The 23888-nt window shown below is 66.3% G+C and carries 19 protein-coding genes; 5 read left to right on the top strand and 14 right to left on the bottom strand.

What is annotated here, in order from left to right:
• Window positions 1–161: 161 nt before the first annotated feature.
• The 9 genes from ITI46_RS06915 to ITI46_RS06880 all read right to left on the bottom strand — a co-directional run bounded on the left by ITI46_RS06915 (window position 162) and on the right by ITI46_RS06880 (window position 11680).
• Window positions 162–1349 carry an ROK family transcriptional regulator gene (locus ITI46_RS06915; RefSeq protein WP_209238509.1) on the bottom strand — a complete coding sequence of 396 codons (1188 nt, stop codon included), beginning with the start codon at window positions 1347–1349 and terminating at the stop codon, window positions 162–164.
• 192 nt (window positions 1350–1541) lie between these two features.
• A complete protein-coding gene (locus ITI46_RS06910; RefSeq protein ID WP_209238508.1) occupies window positions 1542–2465 on the bottom strand; it encodes a carbohydrate ABC transporter permease in 924 nt (307 codons plus the stop codon).
• On the bottom strand, window positions 2465–3361 hold the full coding sequence (locus ITI46_RS06905; RefSeq protein WP_247745590.1) for a carbohydrate ABC transporter permease: 897 nt from the start codon (window positions 3359–3361) through the stop codon (window positions 2465–2467). Before ITI46_RS06905 ends, ITI46_RS06910 begins: the two co-directional genes overlap by 1 nt.
• A 154-nt stretch (window positions 3362–3515) precedes the next feature.
• Window positions 3516–4775 carry an extracellular solute-binding protein gene (locus ITI46_RS06900; protein WP_209238506.1) on the bottom strand — a complete coding sequence of 420 codons (1260 nt, stop codon included), beginning with the start codon at window positions 4773–4775 and terminating at the stop codon, window positions 3516–3518.
• 231 nt (window positions 4776–5006) lie between these two features.
• Window positions 5007–5975: a carbohydrate ABC transporter permease gene (locus tag ITI46_RS06895; RefSeq protein WP_209238505.1), complete on the bottom strand. Its 969-nt coding sequence runs from the start codon at window positions 5973–5975 to the stop codon at window positions 5007–5009.
• Window positions 5976–5993: 18 nt separating this feature from the next.
• Window positions 5994–7046: a carbohydrate ABC transporter permease gene (locus tag ITI46_RS06890; protein WP_372451858.1), complete on the bottom strand. Its 1053-nt coding sequence runs from the start codon at window positions 7044–7046 to the stop codon at window positions 5994–5996.
• Window positions 7047–7088: 42 nt separating this feature from the next.
• On the bottom strand, window positions 7089–8513 hold the full coding sequence (ngcE, locus tag ITI46_RS06885; RefSeq protein ID WP_209238504.1) for an N-acetylglucosamine/diacetylchitobiose ABC transporter substrate-binding protein: 1425 nt from the start codon (window positions 8511–8513) through the stop codon (window positions 7089–7091).
• A gap of 26 nt (window positions 8514–8539) precedes the next feature.
• Complete coding sequence (locus tag ITI46_RS35420; protein WP_280634732.1) at window positions 8540–8674, bottom strand: hypothetical protein; 135 nt, start codon at window positions 8672–8674, stop codon at window positions 8540–8542.
• A gap of 201 nt (window positions 8675–8875) precedes the next feature.
• A complete protein-coding gene (locus ITI46_RS06880; protein WP_209238503.1) occupies window positions 8876–11680 on the bottom strand; it encodes an aconitate hydratase in 2805 nt (934 codons plus the stop codon).
• Between the two features lie 403 nt (window positions 11681–12083).
• Between ITI46_RS06880 and ITI46_RS06875 the strand changes: the two genes are divergently transcribed.
• From ITI46_RS06875 to ITI46_RS06865, 3 genes are all read left to right on the top strand, one after another.
• The gene (locus ITI46_RS06875; protein ID WP_209238502.1) at window positions 12084–13613 is read left to right on the top strand and encodes a helix-turn-helix domain-containing protein; all 1530 of its coding nucleotides are present in this window, start codon (window positions 12084–12086) and stop codon (window positions 13611–13613) included.
• Window positions 13614–13996: 383 nt separating this feature from the next.
• Window positions 13997–14872 (top strand): hypothetical protein, encoded by an 876-nt coding sequence (locus ITI46_RS06870; protein ID WP_209238501.1) that lies wholly within the window; start codon window positions 13997–13999, stop codon window positions 14870–14872.
• A 43-nt stretch (window positions 14873–14915) separates the two neighbouring features.
• Entirely contained in the window at window positions 14916–16004 is a 1089-nt protein-coding gene (locus tag ITI46_RS06865; RefSeq protein WP_209238500.1) for an IS630 family transposase, read from the top strand.
• A gap of 179 nt (window positions 16005–16183) precedes the next feature.
• Here ITI46_RS06865 and ITI46_RS06860 read toward each other — a convergent pair whose 3' ends face one another.
• From ITI46_RS06860 to ITI46_RS34620, 5 genes are all read right to left on the bottom strand, one after another.
• A complete protein-coding gene (locus tag ITI46_RS06860; RefSeq protein WP_209238499.1) occupies window positions 16184–17701 on the bottom strand; it encodes a UvrD-helicase domain-containing protein in 1518 nt (505 codons plus the stop codon).
• The gene (locus ITI46_RS06855; protein ID WP_209238498.1) at window positions 17685–19832 is read right to left on the bottom strand and encodes an ATP-dependent nuclease; all 2148 of its coding nucleotides are present in this window, start codon (window positions 19830–19832) and stop codon (window positions 17685–17687) included. Before ITI46_RS06855 ends, ITI46_RS06860 begins: the two co-directional genes overlap by 17 nt.
• Window positions 19833–19998: 166 nt before the next feature.
• The gene (locus tag ITI46_RS34630; protein WP_247745587.1) at window positions 19999–20412 is read right to left on the bottom strand and encodes a Shedu anti-phage system protein SduA domain-containing protein; all 414 of its coding nucleotides are present in this window, start codon (window positions 20410–20412) and stop codon (window positions 19999–20001) included.
• A gap of 7 nt (window positions 20413–20419) precedes the next feature.
• On the bottom strand, window positions 20420–20923 hold the full coding sequence (locus ITI46_RS34625) for a DUF4263 domain-containing protein (RefSeq protein ID WP_247745586.1): 504 nt from the start codon (window positions 20921–20923) through the stop codon (window positions 20420–20422).
• 137 nt (window positions 20924–21060) lie between these two features.
• A complete protein-coding gene (locus ITI46_RS34620) occupies window positions 21061–22056 on the bottom strand; it encodes an AbiJ-related protein (protein ID WP_247745585.1) in 996 nt (331 codons plus the stop codon).
• Between the two features lie 275 nt (window positions 22057–22331).
• On the opposite strand from ITI46_RS34620, the gene ITI46_RS06845 reads away from it, so the two are divergent.
• Both ITI46_RS06845 and ITI46_RS06840 read left to right on the top strand, forming a co-directional pair.
• Window positions 22332–23555 carry a hypothetical protein gene (locus ITI46_RS06845; protein ID WP_209238497.1) on the top strand — a complete coding sequence of 408 codons (1224 nt, stop codon included), beginning with the start codon at window positions 22332–22334 and terminating at the stop codon, window positions 23553–23555.
• 156 nt (window positions 23556–23711) lie between these two features.
• Window positions 23712–23876 carry a hypothetical protein gene (locus tag ITI46_RS06840; RefSeq protein WP_209238496.1) on the top strand — a complete coding sequence of 55 codons (165 nt, stop codon included), beginning with the start codon at window positions 23712–23714 and terminating at the stop codon, window positions 23874–23876.
• Window positions 23877–23888 lie beyond the last annotated feature (12 nt).

The following is a 23888-nucleotide window of genomic DNA, read 5'->3' as shown; positions in this document are numbered from 1 at the left end:
ACCCTGCGCCCCTGGCGCAGACTGCCCGAGCTTGCGGGGAGCAATTCAGGGGCGCGGGGAACTGCTCCCCCAAGCTCTCCGAGCAGGGGGTACCCCCACCAACCACAACGGCGCCGCACCCGGCAACGGCGCCGACCCCTACGGCGGGGCACCCAACGCAGCTAGGCGACAGCAGACGCCGCGGCGTCCACCAACGCGGCGTCCCCCATCTCGTCGAGCACCAGCGCCAGCGCCCCCAACACCTCGGCACGGCTGTCGAGTTCGCCGGGCAGCACCTTCAGCCGGCGAGCCGCGCTGGGGATGGCGTACCGCGCCACCGAATCCCGCACCGGCCCCAGCACCAGATCCCCGGCCTCGGCGAGGTCGCCGCCCAGCACGACCCGCGAAGGGTTGAGCAGGTTGCACAGGCTGGCGACGCCGCTGCCGATGTGCCGGCCGATGTCGGCGACGACGCGCCGGCAGCCGGGGTCGCCTTCGGCCGCCAGCCGTACCACGCGGGCCATGGTCAGATCCGTGCCGTGGCTGGAGTGCAGCAGCGGCAGCACATAGCGGGCAGCGGTGAACGTCTCCAGGCAGCCGCGGTTGCCGCAGCGGCAGACCGGACCCGACTCGTCCAGCGTGATGTGGCCGATCTCCCCGGCGGTGCCGCCCGGGCCGCGGTAGATCTGGCCGTTGATCACCAGCCCGGCACCGACGCCGCTGGCGACCTTGATGTAGGCCAGGTCCCGGGCGCCGTGTCCGGCTCCCCAGACCTGCTCGCCGAGCGCACCGAGGTTGGCATCGTTGTCCACATAGACCGGGACACCCATCCTGGCGGCGAGCTCGTCACGCGGATTGGTGCCGACCCAGCCCGGCAGGATGGCGGTGGAGCCCAGCACTCCGGTTTCGATATCGATGGGGCCCGGCACGCCCAGCCCGATGCCGATCACCTTCGCCGGGCTGATGCCGCTCTCCCCCACCAGCCGCCGCACCAGCTGCTCGGCGCGGTCGAAGCCCTGGTCGGCCGAGGCGTCCACATCGATGGGCTCGGCATCCTCGGCCAGCACCGTGTGCGCCAGGTTGCCGACGGCGACCCGCAGGTGGGAGTGGCCGAAATCGACGCCGACGACGATCCCGGCGTCGGCGCTCAGCGAGACGGCGCGGGCCCGGCGACCGCCGGAGGAGGTGGGGGTGACCTCGACGGTTCCGGCGTCCTTGAGCTCACGGACGATGTTGGAGACGGTCGCGGCGGACAGCCCGGTGGTCCGGGCGATCTCTGCCTGGGTGAGCGAACCGGCCATGCGGACGGCCCGCACGACGCGCTCCAGGTTTGCCCGGTGCAGCGAGGACTGCGACCCAGGAGTCTCCACCACTGTTCACTCCCCGTTTGTCTCCAACATCTGAACCCTAAGCAGAGCCCCGGCGGTTCTTCCCGTCAAGCCCTTTGAGCTCGGCTGGGACCGGCTGGCGCTCATTTGTGGCACATCATACGGAGCGGAGCAGGGCGGACGCGCTGGGTCCCCGGCCGGTGGCCGGGGACCCAGCGGGGCGTTGCGCTCACATCACTTGACGGAGCCCGCCGTCAGTCCGGAGACCACATGCCGCTCGATGAAGGCGAACAGGACGATCACCGGCACGATGGCGACAACGGACGCGGCGAACAGGTAGTTCCACTGCACCGTGTAGGCGCCGATGAAGTTGTTGATCCCCACCGTCAGCGGCTGCTTGTCCGGCTCGGTCGAGAGGGTCAGCCCCATCACGAACTCGTTCCAGGACGAGATGAAGGTGAAGATCACCGCGGTGACGACACCGGGCAGCGCCAGCGGCAGCGTCACCTTGATCATCGCCCCGAACCTGCTGGTGCCGTCCACCATCGCGGCCTCCTCCAGCTCGGCGGGGATCGACCCGATGTAGGCGGTCAGGATCCATACGGCGAAGGCGAGGTTGAACGCGGCGTTGGTCAGGATCAGCGTCCAGACCGAGTTGAGCATCTCCAGCTGGTGGAACTCCCGGTACAGGCCCACCAGCAGCGCGGTCGGCTGGAACATCTGGGTGACCAGCACCAGCAGCAGGAACCACTTGCGTCCCTTGAAGCGCATCCGCGCCGTGTAGTACGCGGCCGGCAGCGAGACGAGCAGCACCAGCACCGTGGCACCGCCCGAGATCAGCAGCGTCACCTGGAGGTTGTCCCCGAGCGAGGACTCCTTCCAGACGTCGATGAAGTTGGACCAGTGCAGCTTGTCCGGCAGATAGGTGCGGTCACGCAGCTCGTCGGCCGGCCGCAGCGCGGTGACGATCATCTCCAGGTACGGCGCGAGAAAGAGCGCCGCGAGCAGCCAGGCGACAGCGGTGATCACCAGCGTGCGCGGCCGGAAGGTGCGCTTCGGCGGCCGTACGGAGCGCTTGACGGGGCCCGTGGGGGCTGTCTTGACGGTCCCGGGTCCGGGTTCCGAGCCGGATCCGGCGGTCTGTGTTGCGGTCGCCATCAGTCCTCCTCGTTCCACCGGCTGACCTTCAGGAAGATCAGCACGAGCACGACGACCATCAGGAAGTTGACCACCGACATCGCCGCCGACTCGCCGATGTCCGTCTCCTTGAGCTTGTACATGAACACCGTGGTCGTCGCGGTGTCGCTGCCCGGTCCGCCCTGCGTCATCGCCCAGATGATCGGGAACGAGTTGAAGACGTTGATCAGGTTGATGACCACACCGACGAGGAACGCGGGCCGCAGCAGCGGCAGCGTGATGCCCCGGTACGTCTGCCAGGAGCCCGCGCCGTCGATCCGCGCGGCCTCGTAGACGTCCGCCGGGATCGTCTGGAGCCCGGCCAGCAGGGTGTAGGTGGTGAACGGCAGCGAGACGAAGACCGCCACGAACATCATCCACGGCCAGGCGGTGCCGGCCGAGCCGAGCCAGTCCTTGGACTTGTCGATGATGCCGAGGTCGATCAGCGCCGTGTTGAGGACACCGGCCGTCTGGTTGAGCATCCATTTGAAGCCGATGGCCGTCATCAGAACCGAGGCGGCCCAGGGGGCGATAAGCGCCCAGCGGGTGATCCGGCGGCCCGGGAAGCGCTGGTTGAACAGCTGGGCCAGGCCCAGCGACACGACCATCGTGACGCCGACGACCACCACGGTCCACAGCGCGGTCCAGAGGATGACGTGGGAGAAATCGGTCTCGTCGAAGAGTTTCTTGTACTTGTCGGTGCCGGCCGGGCCCCGCACGATCCCCGCGATGCTGATGTTCAGGAACGAGGTCCTGACCAGCTCGATGACGGGCCAGACGACGACAACGGCAATGAGCAGGACGACGGGAGCGATCCAGGGAAGCGGGCCGAGCCGGGCCAGCCCGCCGCGCGAGCGGCGGACCGGCGGGGCCTTCAATGACACGGGGACTCCTTGCGATACGTGCTGAAGCTTGCGGCGCGAGCCGCATGGTGCGGTTGCGCCGCCGCCGAGCCCTCCCTGAAGGATCCGGGAGCACCTCCGGGCCGGAGGCTGCGGGAGGGCCCGGCGGCGGACGCGACCGATACGGGGCCTACTTGTTGGCGGCCGCCTCTTCCGCCTTCTTCTGCAGGTCGCCGAGGACCTTCTTCGGGTCCTCCTTGGCCGCCTTGCCGCCGGTCTTCTTGATCTCGGCGGAGACGACGTCCCAGGAGGGGTCGCCCAGCGGGTAGAACTTCGCGTTCTGCAGCTCGTCGAAGAAGGGCTTCAGGTCGTCGTGCTTGCCGTTGGACTGCATCGTCTTGAGCGCGTCCTGGGTGACCGGCGGGAAGTTGTACATCTCATCGAACTTCAGCATCTTCTTCGAGTACACGAAGTCGAGGAAGGTCTTGATCTGCTTCTGCTTGCCGCCGTCCTTGAAGGCCATCATCCAGTCGGCGACGCCGAGCGTGGACTTCAGCGGGCCCTCCTTGCCCGGGATGGAGGTGACGCCGTAGTCGACCTTGCCGTCCTTGGCCATCTGGACCAGGCTCGGGTGACCGTTGAGCATGCCGACCTTGCCGGCTGCGAAGTCCGCGAAGGCGGTCTTGCGGTCGGTGGTGGCCGGGTTGGAGTAGGTCAGACCGGGCTTGACCAGCTTGTCCTGGAGCCACTTGAAGGTCTCGACGTTCTTCTTGCTGTCGATGGTGTACTTGCCGCTGCTGTCGGTGTAGCCGCCGCCGTTGCCGAGCTCCCACATCATGGTCTCGCCCTGCGCCTCCTCGGGGCCGAGGGGCAGCGCGTAGGGGGTGTCGGCGGCCTTGGAGTCCTTGATCTTCTTCGCGGCGTCGGCCAGCTCGTCCCAGGTCTTCGGGGGGTTCTTGATGCCCGCCTTCTTGAAGACCTTCTTGTTGTAGAAGAGCACGCGGGAGGAGGAGACCCACGGGATGCCGTACTGGGTGCCGTCCACCTCGCCGGCCTTGGCGAACGACGGGATGAGGTTCTTCTTCGTCTTGGGCGAGAGAACGTCGTCGGCCTTGTAGAGCAGGTCGTCGGCGACCTTGTCGGCGTAGCCGCCGGTCTGCAGCAGGTCCGGAACGTTTCCGCTCTGGATCATCGTCTTGACCTGCTTGTCGATGTCGTTCCAGTTGATGACCTGGACGTCGACCTTGATGTCCTTGTGCTTCTTCTCGAAGTCCTTGGCGACCGCGTCCCAGTAGATCTTGGAGGCGTTGGACTTCTTGTCGCCGTAGTCGGCGGCCACCAGTTTGATGGTGTTCTTGTCCCCGGAGTCACCGCTGTCTCCGCCACAGGCGGTGACGCCAAGTGCCATGGCGAGCACTGCGGCACCGGCCGCCGCTGCTCTCTTGTTCATGTTGCTCAACCCTTCGACATCGGTGTCGACTTGCTCGCAGGTGATACGTCACTCCGGGCGCGACCCGGATCCCCCAGGCAACGTCGGGCGAGGAGAGCCCCGACTGCTTGGCGAGGTGATCCCCGTGCCGCTACGGCGCAGAGACTACTCACGGCATATTCCGCCGCACAGGTCTAGGCCACTTTCGTGGCCAACCTGAAATCACTGCCCGCCGCAGCCGGTTCGGGCTGCCTACTTGAGGGCGCCCGCGGTCAGTCCGGCCTGCACCTGACGCTGGAAGACGGCGTAGACGACCAGCACCGGGAGCATGGCGATGGTCAGCCCCGCGAACAGGGCGCCCCAGTCCCCCGCGTAGCCCTGGGAGACCGTGAGCGCCGCCAGGCCCTGGGGCAGGACGTAGTTGTTCTCGTCCTCGTTGTTGAGCAGCAGCGGCAGCAGGTACTGGTTCCACTGACCGAGGAAGTTGAAGATCCCGATGCTCACCAGTCCGGGCTTGGCCATCGGCAGCATGACCTGGAAGAAGGTGCGGGTGTGCGAGGCACCGTCGATCATCGCCGCCTCCTGGACCCCGCTGGGCAGGGTCCGGAAGAACGAGGTGAGAAAGAAGGTGGTGAACGGCAGCGAGTACGCGATGTAGGCGATGATCAGGCCGGGACGGGTGTCCAGCAGGGACATGTTGTCCATGATCGTGAACAGCGGGATCAGCGCCAGGATCACCGGGAACATCATGCCCCCGGCGAACAGCAGGAAGATGAGCCTGTTGCCGGGGAAGGTGAACCGGGCGATGACGTAGGCCGCCATCGAGCCCAGCAGCATGGTGCCGGTCAGCGAGCCCGCCAGGATGATCAAGGAGTTGAAGGCGTACCTGCCGATCTTCGCCTCGGTCCAGGCGTTGGCGAAGTTCTGCCAGTGGATGGAGGTCGGCAGCCCCATCGGGTCGTTGAGGAAGTCGGCGGTGGGCCGGAAGGCCGTCAGCGCCACCCACACCAGCGGGCCGGCCGCCATCACGACCCAGGCGATCAGGAAGGCGTGCGAGAAGACGTTCAGCACGCCGCTCTGGCCGCGTCCGGCGCTCTTGGCCCCGTCGTCGGCGGACCGCCGGCCGGCGGCCGGTGCGGCGGAGGCGGCGGACCCTCCCCCCGCCCCTGAGGCATCCGGCTGGTCGGTCACGGCGTCGGAGGGCATCGGTTCGGCACTCATCGCTTCGCTTCCCGCTTCTCAGTACTCGATCTGGTCACGGCGCCCGATCCTCATCACGATCAGCGTGAAGATCATGCTCAGCACGAGGAGCACCACGCCGATGGCCGTGGCATAGCCGAACTGGCCCTCCCGGAAGCGCTCGTAGAGGTATACCGGGGTCACCTTCAGCGCGTGCGGCGGCACCATGATGAGGACCACCGCGAAGGCGTCCAGGGCCTGGATGCCCATGTAGATCCAGCCGGTGCGCACGGTGTCCCAGATCAGCGGCAGCGTGACCCGGAAGAACGTGGCGACGCGCCCCGCGCCGTCCAGCAGCGCCGCCTCGTAGATGTCCTTGGGGATGGCGCCCATGGCTGCGGAGAAGAGCACCACGTAGAAGCCGACGAAGCTCCAGGCGATCACCGCCATGGTGGAGAAGAGGGCGAGCTTGTAGTCACCGCCGAGCCAGCGCTGCTCCAGGCTCTCCAGCCCCACGGAGCCGAGCAGACCGTTGAGCAGGCCGCTGCGGGAGCTGTAGACCTGCTGCCACACCACGGCGATCAGCGCGATGGACAGCACCTGCGGGAAGAAGTAGACGATCTTGTAGAGCGAGGAGCCTGCCACGCCCGAGACCGCCCGGCCCCTGCGGTGCCGTCCGCCTGCGGTGATCATGTAGGCGAAGAAGATACCCAGCGTCAGGGTGATCAGCGGAACGACGACCAGCAGCAGCAGGCTGGACTCCAGGGAGTCCCAGAACTTCTCGTCGTTCCACATCTTCACGTAGTTGTCACCGCCGACGAAGTTCGCCGTGGTGCCGCCCGCCCAGTCCGTGAACGAGTAGTAGATCGCCTGGAGGAACGGGGAGATGACGAAAACCGTGTAGAAGAGCAGCGGCAGGGCCAGGAAGCCCACGATGAAGCGGTACTTGTCCAGGGTGCGGTACCTGCGGTCGGTGCGCACCCGCTCCGGGGTGAACCGGGGCGGCAGGACGACGGCCAGGGCGAACGCCAGTCCGCTGCTCGTCCTCGTTCGTCCGGGAGGCTGCTTCCCACTCGTCTGCCCGCCCGTGGCCGGCCGTGTCTCAGTCTTCACGCCGCTCCGATTCTCCCCGGGACTCCGCCGCTGCCCGGCCGCTCAGGACTTCTTGATCTTCGTGACGTCGGGGTCCTTGGCGGTACGGTCGGCGGCCTTCTGCATCGCGTTCATGGCCTCCTTCACCGAGCTCTCGCCGTTCATGAACTTCCCGACGACCTCGTCGAAGTCCACCCGCCACAGATCGGCGTACCACTCCTTGAAGAACGCGATCACGATGTTGTCGCCGGCGGCCTTGACGGCCTGCTGCGCGCTCTTCACACCCGGCGGCAGTTCCATGCCGTCGATGGCGCCCTTGACCACGGGCATCGAGGAGACCTCGCGGAAGAGGTTCACCGCGGCCTTCTTGCTGTACATCATCCGCATCCACTCCAGGCCGCCCTGCCGGTTCGAGGCCTTGGCCGGGATGATGTAGGGCTCGCCGGGCGGGGCGTAGAGGGTGCCGTAGGGCATCGGGTCACCCTTGTCGAAGGAGGGCGTCGCGCCGACCCGCATCTCGAAGTTCTTGGGCGTGGTGTCCTTCGCCTCGTTCTCCACCCAGGAGCCGTCCGGGATGAAGACGGCCTTGCCCTTCGTCCAGGCGGTCTGCGCCTCGATGTGCGCGTTCTTGCCGTCGAAACCGGTCAGCACGTACTTCTTGGCGAGCAGCTCCTCATAGGCTTCGAAGACCTGCTTGACCGCGTCGGTCTTCCAGGCGTTCGGCTCCAGGTAGTCGAAGGCGTCGAGCTGCTTGCGGCCGCCCGCCTGGCCGAACATGGCGTACATGCTGAAGAACATGTAACGCGGGTGGCCCGCCGGATACGTCCAGCCGTGCATCCCCTTCTTCTTGGCCTTCTTGCAGAGGGCCAGCATGTCGTCCCAGGTCTTCGGGTACTCGGCATCCAGCTTCTCCCGGAGCATCGTGTCCGAGTACCAGATGCCGTAGACGGTCTGGGCGATGTTGAGCTGGTAACAGGCGTCGCTGCCGAACTGGCCCATCTCCAGTACGCCGGGCACCAGGGTGTCGCGCACCTTGACGTCCGGGTCGTCCCAGCTGGGCGCGTCGAGGAGTTCGGTAACGTCGCTGACCTGCTTGTTCTTGACGAGCTTCGAGATCGACATCATCTCTGCGCCGGAGTTGTTGACCACGTCCGGCGGGTCGCCCTTGATGATCCGCGGCTGGACCTGGGTGGCGATCCGCTCGGTCTTCTTCTGGTCGACCTTCGCCTTGGGGTAGCGCTTCTCGTACATGTCGCTGACGAACCGCGCGTACTTGTCGTCGTACCCGCCGTTGAAGATGTACGCCTGCAGAGGGGCGTCCTCTTTGACGGACAGCGGATTCTTGGCCGACTTCTTGCCCTTCTCGGCCTTGTCGTCGGAACCGCCACCGGTGGCGCAGGACGTCAGCGAGCCGAGGGCCGGCACGGCGAGCAGTCCGGCCGCGGTGGCCTTGACGACATCGCGACGGTTGACGCTGTTGGTTCCCATGCTCAAGTCCTCGCCTTCTCCAGGACTCAGGCGGTGTACCGGTCTCCCGTCAACTCGCCACCGGCGAAGGGCCCGACACCGCGGGTCAGTTGAAGCTGGGTGGTGCGGATCTTGCGGATGGTGCGCCAGTGATACGGCGCCCGCGCACGGGTACCGTTCAAGGTGCGGACAGGTATAGTCCACTCTTCGCCACCTGGGCAAGATCGAGAACGGCCTGGCCCGCCATCTTTCCCGAGTTGAGACCTCCATCCAACAGTGCTGCTTTTGCCCACGAGTTCGGAGCGCCTCGGCAAGGTGCGTACACGACGACGGGCCGTACCCCGTTGCAGGGGTACGGCCCGTCGTACGAGCGCTCTCGCGCGTCAGTCGCGGATCAGCGAGCGCAGGACGTACTGGAGGATGCCGCCGTTGCGGTAGTAGTCGGCCTCGCCGGGGGTGTCGATGCGGACGGTGGCGTCGAACTCGACGCCGGTGTCCGTGGTGACCTTCACCGTGGCGGGGATATCACCGTCGTTGAGCGCCGTGATGCCGGTGACGGAGAAGGTCTCCTCGCCGGTCAGGCCCAGGTCGAGCGCGGAGCCGCCGGTGGGGAACTGGAGCGGGAGGACGCCCATGCCGATGAGGTTCGAGCGGTGGATGCGCTCGTAGGACTCGGCGATGACGGCGCGCACGCCCAGCAGCGCGGTTCCCTTGGCCGCCCAGTCGCGGGAGGAGCCGGAGCCGTACTCCTTGCCCGCGAGGATGACCAGCGGGGTGCCCTGCGCATGGTAGTTCTGCGCAGCGTCGTAGATGAAGGAGACCGGGGCACCTCCCGCTTCGCTCTCCCGGGTGAAGTCGCGGGTGAAGCCGCCCTCGGTGCCCGGCGCGATCTGGTTGCGCAGCCGGATGTTGGCGAAGGTGCCGCGGATCATGACCTCGTGGTTGCCGCGCCGCGAGCCGTAGCTGTTGAAGTCGCGGCGCTCGACACCGTGCTCGGTCAGGTACTTGCCCGCCGGGGTGTCGGCCTTGATGGCACCGGCCGGGGAGATGTGGTCGGTGGTGACCGAGTCGCCCAGCTTGGCCAGCACCCGGGCGCCGGAGATGTCCTGCACCGGAGCCGGCTCCATGCCCATGCCCTCGAAGTAGGGGGGCTTGCGCACGTAGGTGGACTCGGTGTCCCACTCGAAGGTGTTGCCGGTGGGGACGGGGAGCGCCTGCCACTGGGCGTCGCCGGCGAAGACGTCGGCGTAGTCCTTGGTGAACATCTCCTGGCCGATGCAGGAGGCGACGACCTCCTCGACCTCCTGCTCGGAGGGCCACAGGTCGGCGAGGTGGACCGGGTTGCCGTCCTGGTCGGTGCCGAGCGCCTCGGTGGTGATGTCCACCTTCATGGAGCCGGCGATGGCGTAGGCCACGACCAGCGGCGGGGACGCCAGGTAGTTCATCTTGACGTCGGGGTTGATCCGGCCCTCGAAGTTGCGGTTGCCGGACAGGACGGAGACGACGGCCAGGTCGTTGTCGTTGACGGCCTTGGAGACCTCGTCCGGCAGCGGCCCCGAGTTGCCGATGCAGGTGGTGCAGCCGTAACCGACGAGGTTGAAGCCCAGCTTGTCCAGGTACGGGGTGAGCCCGGCGCGGTCGTAGTAGTCCATGACGACCTGGGAGCCGGGGGCCAGGGTGGTCTTGACCCAGGGCTTGCGGGTCAGGCCCTTCTCCACCGCCTTCTTGGCCAGCAGCGCGGCGCCGACCATGACGTACGGGTTGGAGGTGTTGGTGCACGAGGTGATGGCCGCGACGGCGACGGCGCCGTGGTCCAGCTCGTAGGCGGTGCCGTCGGGGCTGGTGACCTGGACCGGGTTGCTGGGGCCCTCGCCGGCGGCGGAGACGAGGTCGGCGTGGCTCGGGCGGCCCGCGCCGTTCTCCTCACGGCCGTAGGCCGGGGCGTCGCTGGCCGGGAAGGACTCGTCACTCGCCTCGTCGACCGGTGACGCCTTCGTAGTGTCGTGCTCGGAGATGTAGTTGGGCAGGTCGGCGAGGAACTGCCGCTTGGCCTCGGACAGCGCGATCCGGTCCTGCGGGCGCTTCGGACCGGCGATGGACGGGACGACCGTGGAGAGGTCCAGCTCCAGGTATTCGCTGTACTCGGGCTCCTGCGCCGGGTCGTGCCACAGGCCCTGGGCCTTGGCGTACGACTCGACCAGCGCCAGCTGCTCGGCGCTGCGGCCGGTCAGCTTGAGGTAGTTGATGGTCTCCTCGTCGATCGGGAAGATCGCCGCGGTGGAACCGAACTCGGGCGACATGTTGCCGATCGTGGCGCGGTTGGCGAGCGGCACGGAGGCCACGCCCTCGCCGTAGAACTCCACGAACTTGCCGACGACGCCGTGCTTGCGCAACATCTCGGTGATGGTGAGCACCAGGTCGGTGGCGGTGGTGCCGGTCGGCAGCTCGCCGGTGAGCTTGAAGCCGACGACCCGCGGGATGAGCATCGAGACCGGCTGGCCCAGCATCGCGGCCTCCGCCTCGATGCCGCCGACGCCCCAGCCGAGGACGCCGAGGCCGTTGACCATGGTGGTGTGCGAGTCGGTGCCGACCAGGGTGTCGGGGTATGCCTGGCCATTGCGGACCATGACGGTGCGGGCCAGGTGCTCGATGTTGACCTGGTGCACGATGCCGGTGCCGGGCGGGACGACCTTGAACTCGTCGAAGGCGGTCTGGCCCCAGCGCAGGAACTGGTAGCGCTCGCGGTTGCGGCCGTACTCCAACTCGACGTTCTTCTTGAACGCGTCGGAGGTGCCGAAGGTGTCGGCGATGACGGAGTGGTCGATGACCAGCTCGGCCGGGGCCAGCGGGTTGATGCGGTTCGGGTCGCCGCCCAGCTCCTTGACGGCCTCACGCATGGTCGCCAGGTCCACGACGCAGGGCACGCCGGTGAAGTCCTGCATGATCACCCGGGCCGGGGTGAACTGGATCTCCTGGCTGGGCTTGGCCGAGGGGTCCCAGTTGCCGAGCGCGCGGATGTGGTCGGCGGTGATGTTCGCGCCGTCTTCGGTACGGAGCAGGTTCTCCAGCAGGACCTTCAGGCTGTAGGGCAGCCGCGCTGAACCCTCTACTTTGTCCAGCTTGAAGATTTCGTACGACTCGTCGCCCACCTGCAGCGTGCTGCGGGCGTCGAAGCTGTTCGCCGACACGACAGTCTCCTTCAGTGCCTTGAGTGCATCGGCCGCCGGTGCGCTATGGTGAGCGGAGCATGAAGTTAGGTAAGCCTTACCAATCCTTACCGATGCCAACCTGTTCTCGCCCTGCGACAGCGACCGCGACGTATGCCGTCGCCAGTTATCTCGATGTCGAGATAACTCTAGTACACGACCGCCCGACGGTCATGCGCTGCCCCCGGGTGCCCGGCGCACGGCATGCCGACACGTACACAGGGGGACATATCGCCGCGGGCACCAGGCGGTCCGGCATGCGCACTGCTCCGGACCGAGCCACCGCGCAAGTCGGCTGTGGCATTCGGGCGGTTGCCGAAGGGTTGCGGGCACCCCGTGCCCCCCGAGCGCGTGACTATCTCAGATCTGAGATACGGTTTCCTCCATGACCGACGACTACCTCGCACGAATCGGCCAGTTGATCCGCGATGCCCGTCAGCACCGCGGCTGGACGCAGTCGCAACTCGCGGAAGCGCTCGGCACCAGCCAGAGCGCCGTCAACCGGATCGAGCGCGGGAACCAGAACATCAGCCTTGAGATGATTGCCCGTATCTCCGAGGCGTTGGACAGCGAAATCGTGTCGCTGGGCTACTCGGGACCGATGCATCTGCGCGTGGTGGGCGGCCGTCGGCTCTCCGGCAGCATCGACGTCAAGACGAGTAAGAACGCGTGTGTGGCCCTGTTGTGCGCCTCGCTGCTCAACTCCGGCCGTACGGTGCTGCGTCGGGTCGCCCGCATCGAGGAGGTCTACCGCATCCTGGAGGTGCTCTCCTCGATCGGCGTACGCACCCGGTGGATCAACGGCGGCGCGGACCTGGAGATCGTGCCGCCCGCCGAGCTGGACCTGGACTCCATCGACCAGGAGGCGGCCCGCCGTACGCGGAGCATCATCATGTTCCTCGGCCCGCTGCTGCACCGGATGGACCGCTTCCGCATTCCGTACGCGGGCGGCTGCGATCTGGGCACCCGCACGGTCGAGCCGCACATGAGCGCGCTGCGCCACTTCGGCCTCGCGGTCACCGCGACCGAGGGCATCTACCACGCCGAGGTGGAGGCGGGCGTCGCCCCCCAGCGGCCGATCGTGCTGACCGAGCGCGGGGACACCGTCACCGAGAACGCGCTGCTGGCCGCTGCCCGGCACGACGGCGTCACGGTCATCCGCAACGCCTCGTCCAACTACATGGTCCAGGACCTGTGCTTCTTCCTGGAGCAGTTGGGCGTACGGGTCGAGGGCATCGGCTCGACGACGCTGACGGTGCACGGCGTGCCCGTCATCGACACGGACGTGGACTACTCCCCCTCCGAGGACCCGGTCGAGGCGATGAGCCTGGTCGCCGCCGCCGTCGTCACCGAGTCGGAGCTGACGGTGCGCCGGGTGCCGGCCGAGTTCATGGAGATCGAGCTGGCCGTCCTGGAGGAGATGGGCCTCGACTTCGACCGCAGCGCGGAGTACGCGGCCGACAACGGACGCACCCGGCTGACGGATCTGACGGTGCGGCCCTCCAAGCTGGAGGCGCCCATCGACAAGATCCACCCGATGCCGTTCCCCGGCCTGAACATCGACAACGTCCCGTTCTTCGCCGCGATCGCCGCCTCGGCGCAGGGCAAGACCCTCATCCACGACTGGGTCTACGACAACCGCGCCATCTACCTCACCGACCTCAACCGGCTCGGCGGCAGGCTCCAGTTGCTCGACCCGCACCGAGTCCTGGTCGAAGGCCCCACCCGCTGGCGGGCCGCCGAAATGATGTGCCCCCCGGCCCTGCGCCCGGCCGTCGTGGTCCTGCTCGCCATGCTGGCCGCCGAGGGCACATCCGTGCTGCGGAATGTGTACGTCATCAACCGCGGCTACGAGGATCTGGCGGAGCGCCTCAACGAAGTGGGAGCGCAGATCGAGACGTTCCGGGATATCTGAGCAGCGGCTGCCGCCGCGCCCCGCCTGACCTGCTGCTTAGCGGGTCAGAACCTCCAGGTGCGCCTCTCGACGAGGCACTGCACATCCGCCTCGACCTCGGCAAGATGCGGCGTGACCTCGGTCACGCCGCTATTCGTCGTGTGGAACAGCTTCAGGCCCCATCACCTTCCCCTCCTCGACCCGAAAATCGAGAACATCAGGGAGGGGCAAGGTTGTTTCCGTCAGACCGTGCGAGCGAATGAAGATGGTGTGAGAAGCCGCCTCCGGACCGCCGGGGCACACCAGCGTCCCATGGCCCTAGTGTGCTGAGTCGTTAATTCGTTGGCAGTAGGTGGTGAGGGTCTCTCTCCGGCTGTCACACGTGGCTGCGAAGCTCTCTGCCCATGACGGCACAACCACGCTGGACCGACGACCTGTTCCCGTTCCCCACCCCACCCGCACTCGCCAAAGTGGTCGACATCGCCTGGGAGGAGGGGTTCCTCACGACGGACCTGTACGAGGAGGGCCTGTACGATGCTCCCCGCGTGCAGACCAGCTTTGCCTTGCCCTTCGACCTGTGCGAGGTACCCCTCGCGCCCCAGGGGTGGGAGTACTGCTACGCGGGAGAAGCGTTCCGCCGACACCACGTACCGTTCATGTCCGTACCGGAACTCCTGCCCTTCGCGGACCTTGGCACCGGCACCTGCGTCGGATGGGTGGTCCCCGCGCCGGAACTCGGGCGCACCGACCATCCCGTTGCTTCCTTCGGCCACAAGGAGCCGGGCGTCATCGGCCGGAATACCCTGGACGGCCTCACCTTTCTGCTCTCCCTCGCCCTGCGCAGTGGAGGAGAGCGCCGCCGTACCCAGGTGGCACGCCTGTCGGCCGAACTCGGCATCCACCCGACCCCGGAGTACGGCGTCACTCCCGACGGCTGCGACGCGGAGGTCCCCCTCGATCTCGCGCCGCCGGCCGGCTGGCGCCACGAACCCGACCCGTCCGGCATCGGTATCGGCGTCCTCGCACCGAACGACGCCTTCGCCGACGAGTACCCCTCCTTCACCGGGGAGACAGACACCATCCTGGCCGACGCCTCCCGGATGCTTGATGCGGGCCGTCCGGCGAGCGCTCTTCTGGGACTCACCGCCGCCTACCACGAGGATCCACTGGGCCTCCCGGACCTCCACCCCTTGTGGGCCCGTGCTTACGACGATCTCGACCGTCCTTTGTTCCGTGAACGTCTCGACGTCATGCTGGAGGACCACCAGCAGGCGTTCTAATGCTGTGAGTTGGAAGCGTCTGGGTGGTTGATGAGGTGGGTGGATGCCGAGTCCAAAGCCGTTGCCGCTGGAGTTGTCCGATCAGGAGCGCCGGGTGTTGCGGGGCTGGTCGCGGCGGCGGACGGCGTCTGTATCGCTGGTGCTGCGCTCGAAGATTGTGCTGGCCTGTGCGGAGGGCGCGTCGAACTCGCACGTCGCGCAGATGCTGGGCGTCTCGCGGGAGACGGTGCGCAAGTGGCGGGCGCAGTTCGCCGCGCACCGGCTGGAGGGGCTGATGGACCGGCCGCGTTCGGGGGCGCCGCGGAAGATCACCGATGAGCAGGTCGAGGCGGTGATCGCGAAGACTCTCGATCAGGCGCCGCCGAAGGGGGACACGCACTGGTCGACGCGCTCGATGGCCCAGGCTGCCGGCATGTCGCAGTCGGCCGTCTCCCGGATCTGGCGGGCCTTCGGGCTCAAGCCCCACATCGTGCAGACCTGGAAGCTGTCCAGCGACCCGCAGTTCGTGGACAAGGTGCGTGACGTGGTGGGCATCTATCTCGCTCCGCCTGAGAACGCCCTGGTGCTGGCGGTGGACGAGAAGTCGCAGATACAGGCCCTTGACCGCACGCAGCCCGTTCTGCCGCTGGTACCCACCGTGCCCGCGAGGATGACGCACGACTACGTCCGGCACGGCACCACCAGTCTGTTCGCCGCTCTGGACATCGTGTCCGGCTCGGTCATCGCCCAGCACTATCGCCGCCACCGGCACCAGGAGTTCCTGCGCTTCCTTAAACTCATCGACGAGGCTGTGCCCAAGCACCTGGATCTCCACCTGATCCTGGACAACTACGCCACCCACAAGACCGAACAGGTCAAGAAGTGGCTGCTGCGCCACCCGCGCTTCCATCTCCACTTCACCCCCACCTCCGCATCCTGGCTCAACCTCGTCGAGCGCTGGTTCGCCGAACTGACCAACCACAAACTCCGTCGATCCACCCACCGCAGCATCGTCGAGCTCGAACGCGACATCCGTGGCTGGATCAATGAGTGGAACAAGGAACCCAAGCCGTTCGTATGGACCAAGACCGCGGACGAGATCCTGGAAACCCTCGCCGCGTACTGCACACGAATTAACGACTCAGGACACTAGGGACCACCGAATCCCACATACGTCCCACAGGCCCCTGGGCCGTGCACTCGCGTGATCGCGTTAACGCAGGTCAGCGCCCGGAAGGCCCTGAGTAGAGCAGGCGCCTTCTAAACGTCTGCTCCGTCTCAAGTGCAAGCGCCGACAGCCGACCCTTTCGAGCCACCTACCTCTAGGCGGTGTCAAGTCGCCTCAATCTCACCGCTGATGGACCCGCTATCCGCGATCCTGCGGGTCGCCTGCTTGGCTCTGGTTAGTGCCACGTAGAGCGTGCGATGATCTTCCCTGGTCTGGACGAGCCCTGCTGCCAGAGTTTCACGCTCTGAGTTGGTCAAGAGAACGCCGACGTTGTTCCACTCGCGGCCCTTGGCCTGGTGAGCCGTGAGAGCAGGGATCAGTCGATTCCCATCGGCATGCAGAAGAACACGGAGGTTCTCCAGACGTGCCGTGTGGTGATGATTTCTCTTCTTCGGGAGTCTTCGCCGAGTCTCCGCCCCGACGACCTCATTGAGGTCTGACCAGATCCCCGCGATTCCGGCCGTCCCAGCCAAATCAGTGATGAGCTGCTGCAAGTTGGGTCTCAAGCGCTCCAATGCTTCAGCGTCAATACCGAGCGTGATGAGTGCCTCTTTTTGGAATGTGGCGTCGACTCCGAATTTTTGCTTCGTCACTTCGCTGAGCAGGAGCGTGCAAGCTGCTTCGTGTACTTGTCCCTTGGCGGATCCGTACGCCAGCGGAAGGACGTGGGGTCCGGAGCTCCACAGAGTCTTCCACTGCAACGACAACACGACGTCCACGTCCCCCGCTTGCCCCCGCGGGAGGATCACTCCATGGCCGGCCCGCAGCTCATCCGCCAGGCGCTTCTGCCCGTCAGTTGTCCAACGGAAGGACCTTCGCAGTGGGCGCTGGACGAACTGGGTATCGCGTACCAGCTCCGGTACGAGATCGGGTCGAGCTCCCCGAAAGCCGTAGAGGGCCTGCCACGGATCACCGACGACGGTGACTGCGAGCCCGGCGTCCACCGCGAGCCGCACGAGAGAGAGATCGAAGGCATTCGCGTCGAAAATCTCGTCGACGATCAATGCGCCTGCGGTATTCGCGAGACAGGCCAAGACCGCGTCGCGAGCGCCTTGAAGTGCCAGCGCCGCTTCGAGGAGAGTGCGAGCATCCTGATGGGTGCAGAAGCCTTCGGCCAGAGCCGCGGCGACGTCCTGTCTGCTGGGTCTGTTCGCTTGGGTGCTCCGTCGCAGGGTTTGGACCACAACCTGATTGCCGCCCAGTGCCACGGCTGGTTCCATACGCGACCACTTGGTGGGCAGCTGCACTGGCCAAGAGTCGATGACGGTGAGACTGCGGTGTCCGCTTGGCCAGCAGATGTGCCCCGTATCCAGCAAGTAGACGAGCAGATCACAGACGACGGTGTCCAGCGTGACAATGCGGTGCGGCCACGCAAGTACATCCGGGCCCCACTGACGGAGCACACGGTCACGCAGCTCAGCGGTGGCGGAGCGAGTGAAGCTCACGGCCAGCACGGCACGCTGGTCGCCACCGTGAAAGCGCTGGATGCCGAAGCGCTGTGCGGCCACGGCGGTCTTTCCTGAACCCGGCGCTGCTCTGATGTAGACGCGGCGGTGCGGTGTTCCGGCTGCGACCAGTTGTTCACCGGTGAGTCCGCCAGCGATGTCATTCCGTGTTCCCACCGAACTCCTCCCACGGGTCCGCCGTCGCAGGTTTGGTTGCCCACGCGTTGGTGTCCCATGGGGTAGTTGCCCACGGATCACTAGGAGCAGGGCCAGAAGCAGTGGCTGGCCAAGTTCCAACTGGCGGAAGATCGGACGATGGAACGGCACTGGGGCTGAAAGAGAAAGGTTCAGGAGCCGTGGGCCAGGTTTGCGTTGGTGTCTGTGATTCCGGTGCCTGCTGTTCTTCGGGGCCGTTCTCCGACTCCGCCACGGGCTGCGGGCAGAGGAAGTCGAAGAGCTTCACCAGATGGTCCGGAACATGGATGGGCTCGTCACGTTCGATGGCGTCAGCGAGGCGAACGGCGAGGGCATCCGCGAACGCGCCCTTGTCCTTCGCATGGGGACCCGCCGGTGTATCCGGGGCGCCCCCCTTGCCCTTGCGCGCACTCTTGAACAAGTCGTAAACAACCCGATCGGTGACCGGTTCGGTGAGCGGTTCCGCTCCAATGTCAGCCAGGGCCAGCTCTATGAGACGCTCGTTGCCCTCCGTGATGGACGGCTCCAACGTCGGGTGATTGATGAAGGCTTGTACGACCTCTGAGTCGTGATCGGCCAGCCAGTCCGGGTCGGTTGGATGCTCAACGAATGGCTTGTCACTGTCGCGCAGTACGGCCAATCGTGTGCAAATCTCGGCCCCCTTCGTGGCCAGGAAGCGGGAGGTCCACGGACCGACTTTGTTCCCGGTGTAGACGATGCTGAGAGCCTCGATGAAGGTGTGCTTCGCCGGGTCCTGTCCGGCCCATGCCCTGCCGAAGTCACGGATGATGGCGGCTTCGGTCACGCCTTCGACCACCACGAGTCGCTCGGCGAACAACGCGGCGGACCGACTGGCATCCATGTGGAGACGGGCCATACGCAGCGTCTCGTCACGCTTGATCATGGGGATCTTGGTGATCGGACGGCAGACTCTGCTGCCGTCCGCAGCGCGCCGCAACACCACGAGCTGTTCCGGATCACAAGAGGTGATGACGTCCGTCGCATGGCTGGACAGGACCACTTGCAGTTCCGGCCGCTGCCGTACGGCCTTACGTAGATAGCGGACGAGCGCGTGCTGCAGCTGAGGGTGAAGGTGGGCCTCGGGCTCCTCGATGATCACTGTGGCGTGGAAGGGGGTGCTAGGGAAGAACGAATCAGCCTCGGACTCAGCTTCCGCCGCAGCCTGCTCCAGGCGTTCCCGGGCCAGGCGCTGCTCGTCTTCGTCCGTCATTTCTCCAGATGCCTCGCCACTGTGGGGCGGCTCTTCCGCTGCCGGGTCACGGCGGGTGGAGTCAGGTATCGCGGCAAGAGTGACCGCGATGTGGAGCAGATTGACGTACCCGAGGCCCGAGACCTCCAGCGGACGGGCCGAGGCACGACCTTCTATGACGGCCAGCATCAGCTCAAGGACGCGGGCAAGGTAGGAGTCGTCTATGACTTGGCCCCGCACGTACGGCCACTGGCGCTGCACTCCTGCGGACAGGGAGGCCAGGTGATTGCCGATGCGTTCTTCGACTGCTTCGATGAGTCCGTCCTTGGCCAAGTTCTCCAGCAGGCGGGACGCTTTGACGCGCAACGGCACGAGGCTGCGGCTGCCGTCCAGTCGCTGCTGCTCCGCTCTCAGCAACTCGATGAGGATGCGGGTCTCGCGACGGGCCAGCTCGTCGAGCGGATGCCGCCACGCCGGCAAGTAGATGAACTTGAAGGGGTCCATACCCAGTGCCGTGTCATGCACTCGGTTGCGGTCCACCCTGGCGCGGACTGTTCCCAGATTGCGCTGGAACTCTGTGAACCATTTCTGCGCGACACCGTCCGACGTATAACGCCAGGATTGCTGGATCCGCTGACCCAGAGGTCCTTCAGCTGCGGTGTCCTGCTCAAGGCTGTACTGCACCTCTACGCCGGGGCTGCCATCAGCTCCCAGAACCGCAGTCCCCAGGCGGGGCAGGTGTGGGAAGCGGCTGGTGTGGGCCAGGTACAACGCATCCATGACTGTTGTCTTGCCCGCGCCGTTCGCACCGATCAGGACGCTGAAACGTCCCGGCAGCTCACACTCGATCGCCCCCTCCGCACTCGCCCGCAACCCGGAAACGCTCACACGGCTCAGAAACAACGCCGCCCCCTCAACGCCCCAATCGCATCTGACTGCTCCATCATCCCTACGGGCACTGACAGCGGTAGCCCCCCACGTCCGCTGGCCGCCCAGCCGCGCACACCATGACTGCGGCCAAAAACGCGGACAGGGGATCAGGTCACGCCTCGGTGCGGTCGGATCCGCCTCAGCGATCCTCCAAAATGAAGCAGGCCCGTTCGTAGAGTTCGTCGAACGTGATGACTTCGACGTCCTGGATAGATCGCCTGTACTGTTCGAAGGAGGTGATCTTCTCCGGGTTCGCCGCCATGCCGTCGCTGAACTCGCTAAGACTTCCGATCACCAGTACCTGCCGGGGACGGGCAGTGGAGATTTCGATGTCGATCGGGGCGCCGTCGTCCCGGTAGTACCTGTGCAGTTCACCACTGACCAGGCGTAGGGCCTTGTGTGCAGTCTTCTGCACCTGCGCCACAGCGCCGACGACGTCCTTGGAGACCTGGTAGACGTCTGGCAACCGGTACGGCGCGCTCGCCAGCAGGGGTGTCCGGTGCGTCTTGATCTCACAGAACAGCAGGCTGCTGATGAAGCCCTTGGAGCGCATGACGGCATCACTGCGCTTTCCCGCCCCCCGTGAAAATGTTAGCGCCAGCCGTGATGCGCTCCAGCTTGCCGTCATCGAGGGGGCCACAAGCGACGAGGGTGAGGCCGTACCCGAAGATCCACGGATTCTCCTCGAAGAAGCCCTGCCAGACCGCCTCCGGTCCTGCCACCCGGCCGCGCTGCCGCTCGAAGAACTCCGGGTCGGCCAACAGCTGTCTGAAACGTTGGAGTTGCGACTTGCGGTTGCTGATCAGCCGGATGTCCTCTTCCGTGAGGGCACCGCCGACAGCAGTCCTGACGGCTTCGAGGAGCGTCGTGCGGTCCTGGTCGGCCAGGAGCCGAGCCAACTCGGCTTCATCGCCAACGACCAGCCGCAGGCTGCTTCCGGGAAGATCCAGCCCGACGCAGCCCTGGAGGAAGCTGATGACCTTCCAGAAATTCTCGTGGACATCACTGGTGTCAACGAGCGCCTTGACGCTCTGAGGGGCCTCGGTGCCGGGAATCGCCTCCATGGCCGCTGTCCTCGCAGCCTTGGTCTTGTCCTTCTTCCACAGTTTGATCCTGGGCGAGAGGACGCCGTCCTTGTTGATGAGGGTGACATGGCACAACGTGGCCACCTGCGGCCGGTCGTCGAGGACGAATTCGGTGATCAGACGCCCCCGCGCGTGTCGTAGAAGTAGGGAAATCCGTGGCCGCGTATCTCAAGATCCGAGAAGTCCTGCAGCGCGACGTTGAACTCCGTGGTCGGCGGACCGATGCGGAGGCGCCGAACGACGGGTGGATCGGGCTCGGCCGTCTGGTTCCTCCAGTCCGGTGGGACAGCTGGCAGGAGCGCTATGTCGCCTTCGACCACGACGGACTGAACATCTTCGCGCTGAAGTCTGGTGAGCACGGATTCGAGTCGCTGCCAGATCGCGTCGGTGACCGCTTTTGTGAACGCGGGCAGAAGAGTTCGATCCACGGTGAGGACAGCCTCGTACGTATCGACCGTCCATCCGTCACCCGGCATGGGGTGGTAAATGCCGCCGTCACGGCGCAGCGTGAGGACGGCCGGGCGGAGCAGGTCGCGGGCGACCTCCTCGCCGTCGCGATCGAGCAGGCTGTAGGTGTACCCGAGAACAAGGTCGAGTTTGCCGATGTCGTCGTCGGCGAGCGGCAGCGAGACCATCGGGCCAGTGGCCGGCGTGGGGAACGGTATGTAAATCGGCCGACCCGACAGGAACTCGAAGGCGCGGAAAGTCCAGCCGTCCGGCCCGAGGAGGCGGTTCAGCTCCTCGACTCGTCGGGATGACTGGTCGACGTCGGGCTGTACCTCTGGATGAACGAGCCGTGCCAGGAAGGCGAGAAGCACCTCATCAGGACCATCGAAGAGTTGGAAGCGTGGATCCTCGAAGACCCAGTCGTCCGGCAAGTCCAATGGATTGTTGATCCGGTGCTGGACGATGTCGCCACGCGCCGTCGTGAACCGGGAGTCCATCGACGGCAGCCCGTCCAGGTCGTACAGGCCCTCCAGGAAGTCAATCTCGTCGAGCCGTCCACACCAGGGGCCGCCCTCGCCGCTTAGGTAGTCAAAGATGCCGCGTCGCGTCACCGCCGTGATTCTCGGCGTGCTACGCGGAGCCAGCGAGGGTTCGGACTGAGTCATGCACCCAGGATGGACGTACGCTGGCTCACCAGGCGGATTATTGGACACTCTTTGGTCCTCTCGGCCTCAGCAGGTGACGTCGTCATCCAGGGCTCTAACGTGACGGGTCGGCCCGCCGCGCCAAGCCTCGCAGTCCCCGGGGACCCTGACGGCGAAGACGCCACCGTGTCCGTATGCCCCATATCAGCGCGTCCTGTTTCCGCAGTTCAGCCCCGATTGTCAGACCCCGCCCGTAGCGTTGTGAGTCCTACTCGTGACGGCTGCGGGGAGCACCAGTGGACGACGACCTTCAGATCGACAGCGACGATGACCTCTTCCGCAACCCCGTCTTCTATGAACCGGCCGGCCGCAACCTCGACCTGGACCGCCCCGACCTCGGCGTCCCGCAAGGCCAAGACCTCCTGAACGTGCTCCTGCGCATGCGAGGACGTGTCCCCGTCGAAAAGCGCGGGCTCATCTGCCCCGACTGCCGGGACCTCCGCGGCCGGCGCGTCCCCATGTACCTCGTCCAGCGTGACGGCGTATGGCTCGCCTCCCACTACCGGAAACCCGGGGAAAAACCCATTAGCCACGAGTCCGACGAGCACCTCGCCCGCAAGGAACGCGTCGCGAAGGACTCCGAAGATCACGGCTTCCACGCCGACATCGAGTCGCAGACCGCCGACGGGCACGCGCGCCTCGATGTACGCATCAACGGCGCCAACGGCATCGTCCTGGGCTACGAGCCTCAGCTGAGCACCCAGACAGCCCGCGGAATGCGGGCACGGGAAAGGTTCCGGCGCCGCGGCGGTATTCAGTCGGTCTGGGACTTCGCCGACCCCGACCACGCAGGCATCGGCACCGTCCCTTACGTCCGCACGCCCAACCTGCCAGCCTCCGTCATCCGCGTGCAGAAGAACCCCGTCGCGGTCCAGGACGGCAACTTCGTCCTGGAGGAGGGGCAGTGCAGCCAAAACGGCGCGCTCACCCGGTGCCCGGAGAAGCCCTACGACCCGGAGAACCCCACCGACGCCGGGTACTGCGGGGGCTGGCACCGCGTCCTCATGCCAGCCCATCAGTCGAGCACCTTCACAGGGGAAGGCGGCCTGACCCTCACCCGGTTCATCGTGGAAGCTGCGGCCGGTGAGCGGATCCCGTTCCAGCGGGGCGGCCACCACGGTTGGCTCCCCGCACGGCAGTGGCAGCAGTACCTCGAGGCGAACGGGCCCGCCCTGGACGACAAGGAGCTCCAGCCATCCGTACGGCAGGGGGACCGGCGCGGCAGGTGCACCGAGGACCGTCCGGCTTCGGAGGTGCGGGCTGAACCGAAGCAGAGACGCGGCAGCCGCGCGATCGTCCTTGAGTCCCGCCCCCGGGAAACCGAGGCCGCCAGGGTTCCGGTCGACGCGTCGGGTCAAGCGATCCCGCTCTGCCGCTTCGGCTGCGGTCAGCCCGCAAGCCTTCCAGGACCCGAAGGGCTGCCCGAGCACTTCTCGTGCCGCAGGAAGCATGAGGGGTGATCTATCGGCCACCGCTGACCGCCCCTCGCTGCGTCACTTGGTGCCACAGCCCCCTGCCCGGTTCGGGTGGGGGATGTCGTGCTTCCGCCCCGCATGTCAGTCCCCGGTGCCACAGGGGACGCAGCACACCCCGCACCCCTCCCCGAGGAGCCGACCATGGCCGAGAGCACCACCTTCCGCGCCAGCACCGAGCAGGACGCCCTCGCCGACCACGTTGTGGAGTTCCTCAGCCGGGTCTCCCACGCACTCCGGAACTTGGCCGACTCTGCTGACCACGCGGCGAAGATGGTGCGGAAAGTGGACGCGGCACGGCGAAGCTGAACCGGCACACCC

This window comes from Streptomyces oryzae (genome assembly GCF_017676365.1).
GTDB classification, from domain to species: Bacteria; Actinomycetota; Actinomycetes; order Streptomycetales; family Streptomycetaceae; genus Streptomyces; species Streptomyces oryzae.
This window is presented reverse-complemented; position numbering and strand designations above follow the sequence as displayed.

Excerpts from the sequence above, each read along its gene's own strand:
- ngcE (WP_209238504.1), bottom strand. The coding sequence starts at position 8,513 with ATGGGAACCAACAGCGTCAACCGTCGCGATGTCGTCAAGGCCACCGCG.
- ITI46_RS06865 (WP_209238500.1), top strand. The coding sequence starts at position 14,916 with ATGCCGAGTCCAAAGCCGTTGCCGCTGGAGTTGTCCGATCAGGAGCGC.
- ITI46_RS34630 (WP_247745587.1), bottom strand. The coding sequence starts at position 20,412 with ATGCGCTCCAAGGGCTTCATCAGCAGCCTGCTGTTCTGTGAGATCAAG.
- ITI46_RS34625 (WP_247745586.1), bottom strand. The coding sequence starts at position 20,923 with ATGGAGGCGATTCCCGGCACCGAGGCCCCTCAGAGCGTCAAGGCGCTC.
- ITI46_RS06900 (WP_209238506.1), bottom strand. The coding sequence starts at position 4,775 with ATGAACAAGAGAGCAGCGGCGGCCGGTGCCGCAGTGCTCGCCATGGCA.
- ITI46_RS34620 (WP_247745585.1), bottom strand. The coding sequence starts at position 22,056 with ATGACTCAGTCCGAACCCTCGCTGGCTCCGCGTAGCACGCCGAGAATC.
- ITI46_RS06840 (WP_209238496.1), top strand. The coding sequence starts at position 23,712 with ATGGCCGAGAGCACCACCTTCCGCGCCAGCACCGAGCAGGACGCCCTC.
- ITI46_RS06895 (WP_209238505.1), bottom strand. The coding sequence starts at position 5,975 with ATGAGTGCCGAACCGATGCCCTCCGACGCCGTGACCGACCAGCCGGAT.
- ITI46_RS06910 (WP_209238508.1), bottom strand. The coding sequence starts at position 2,465 with ATGGCGACCGCAACACAGACCGCCGGATCCGGCTCGGAACCCGGACCC.
- ITI46_RS06875 (WP_209238502.1), top strand. The coding sequence starts at position 12,084 with ATGACCGACGACTACCTCGCACGAATCGGCCAGTTGATCCGCGATGCC.
- ITI46_RS06870 (WP_209238501.1), top strand. The coding sequence starts at position 13,997 with ATGACGGCACAACCACGCTGGACCGACGACCTGTTCCCGTTCCCCACC.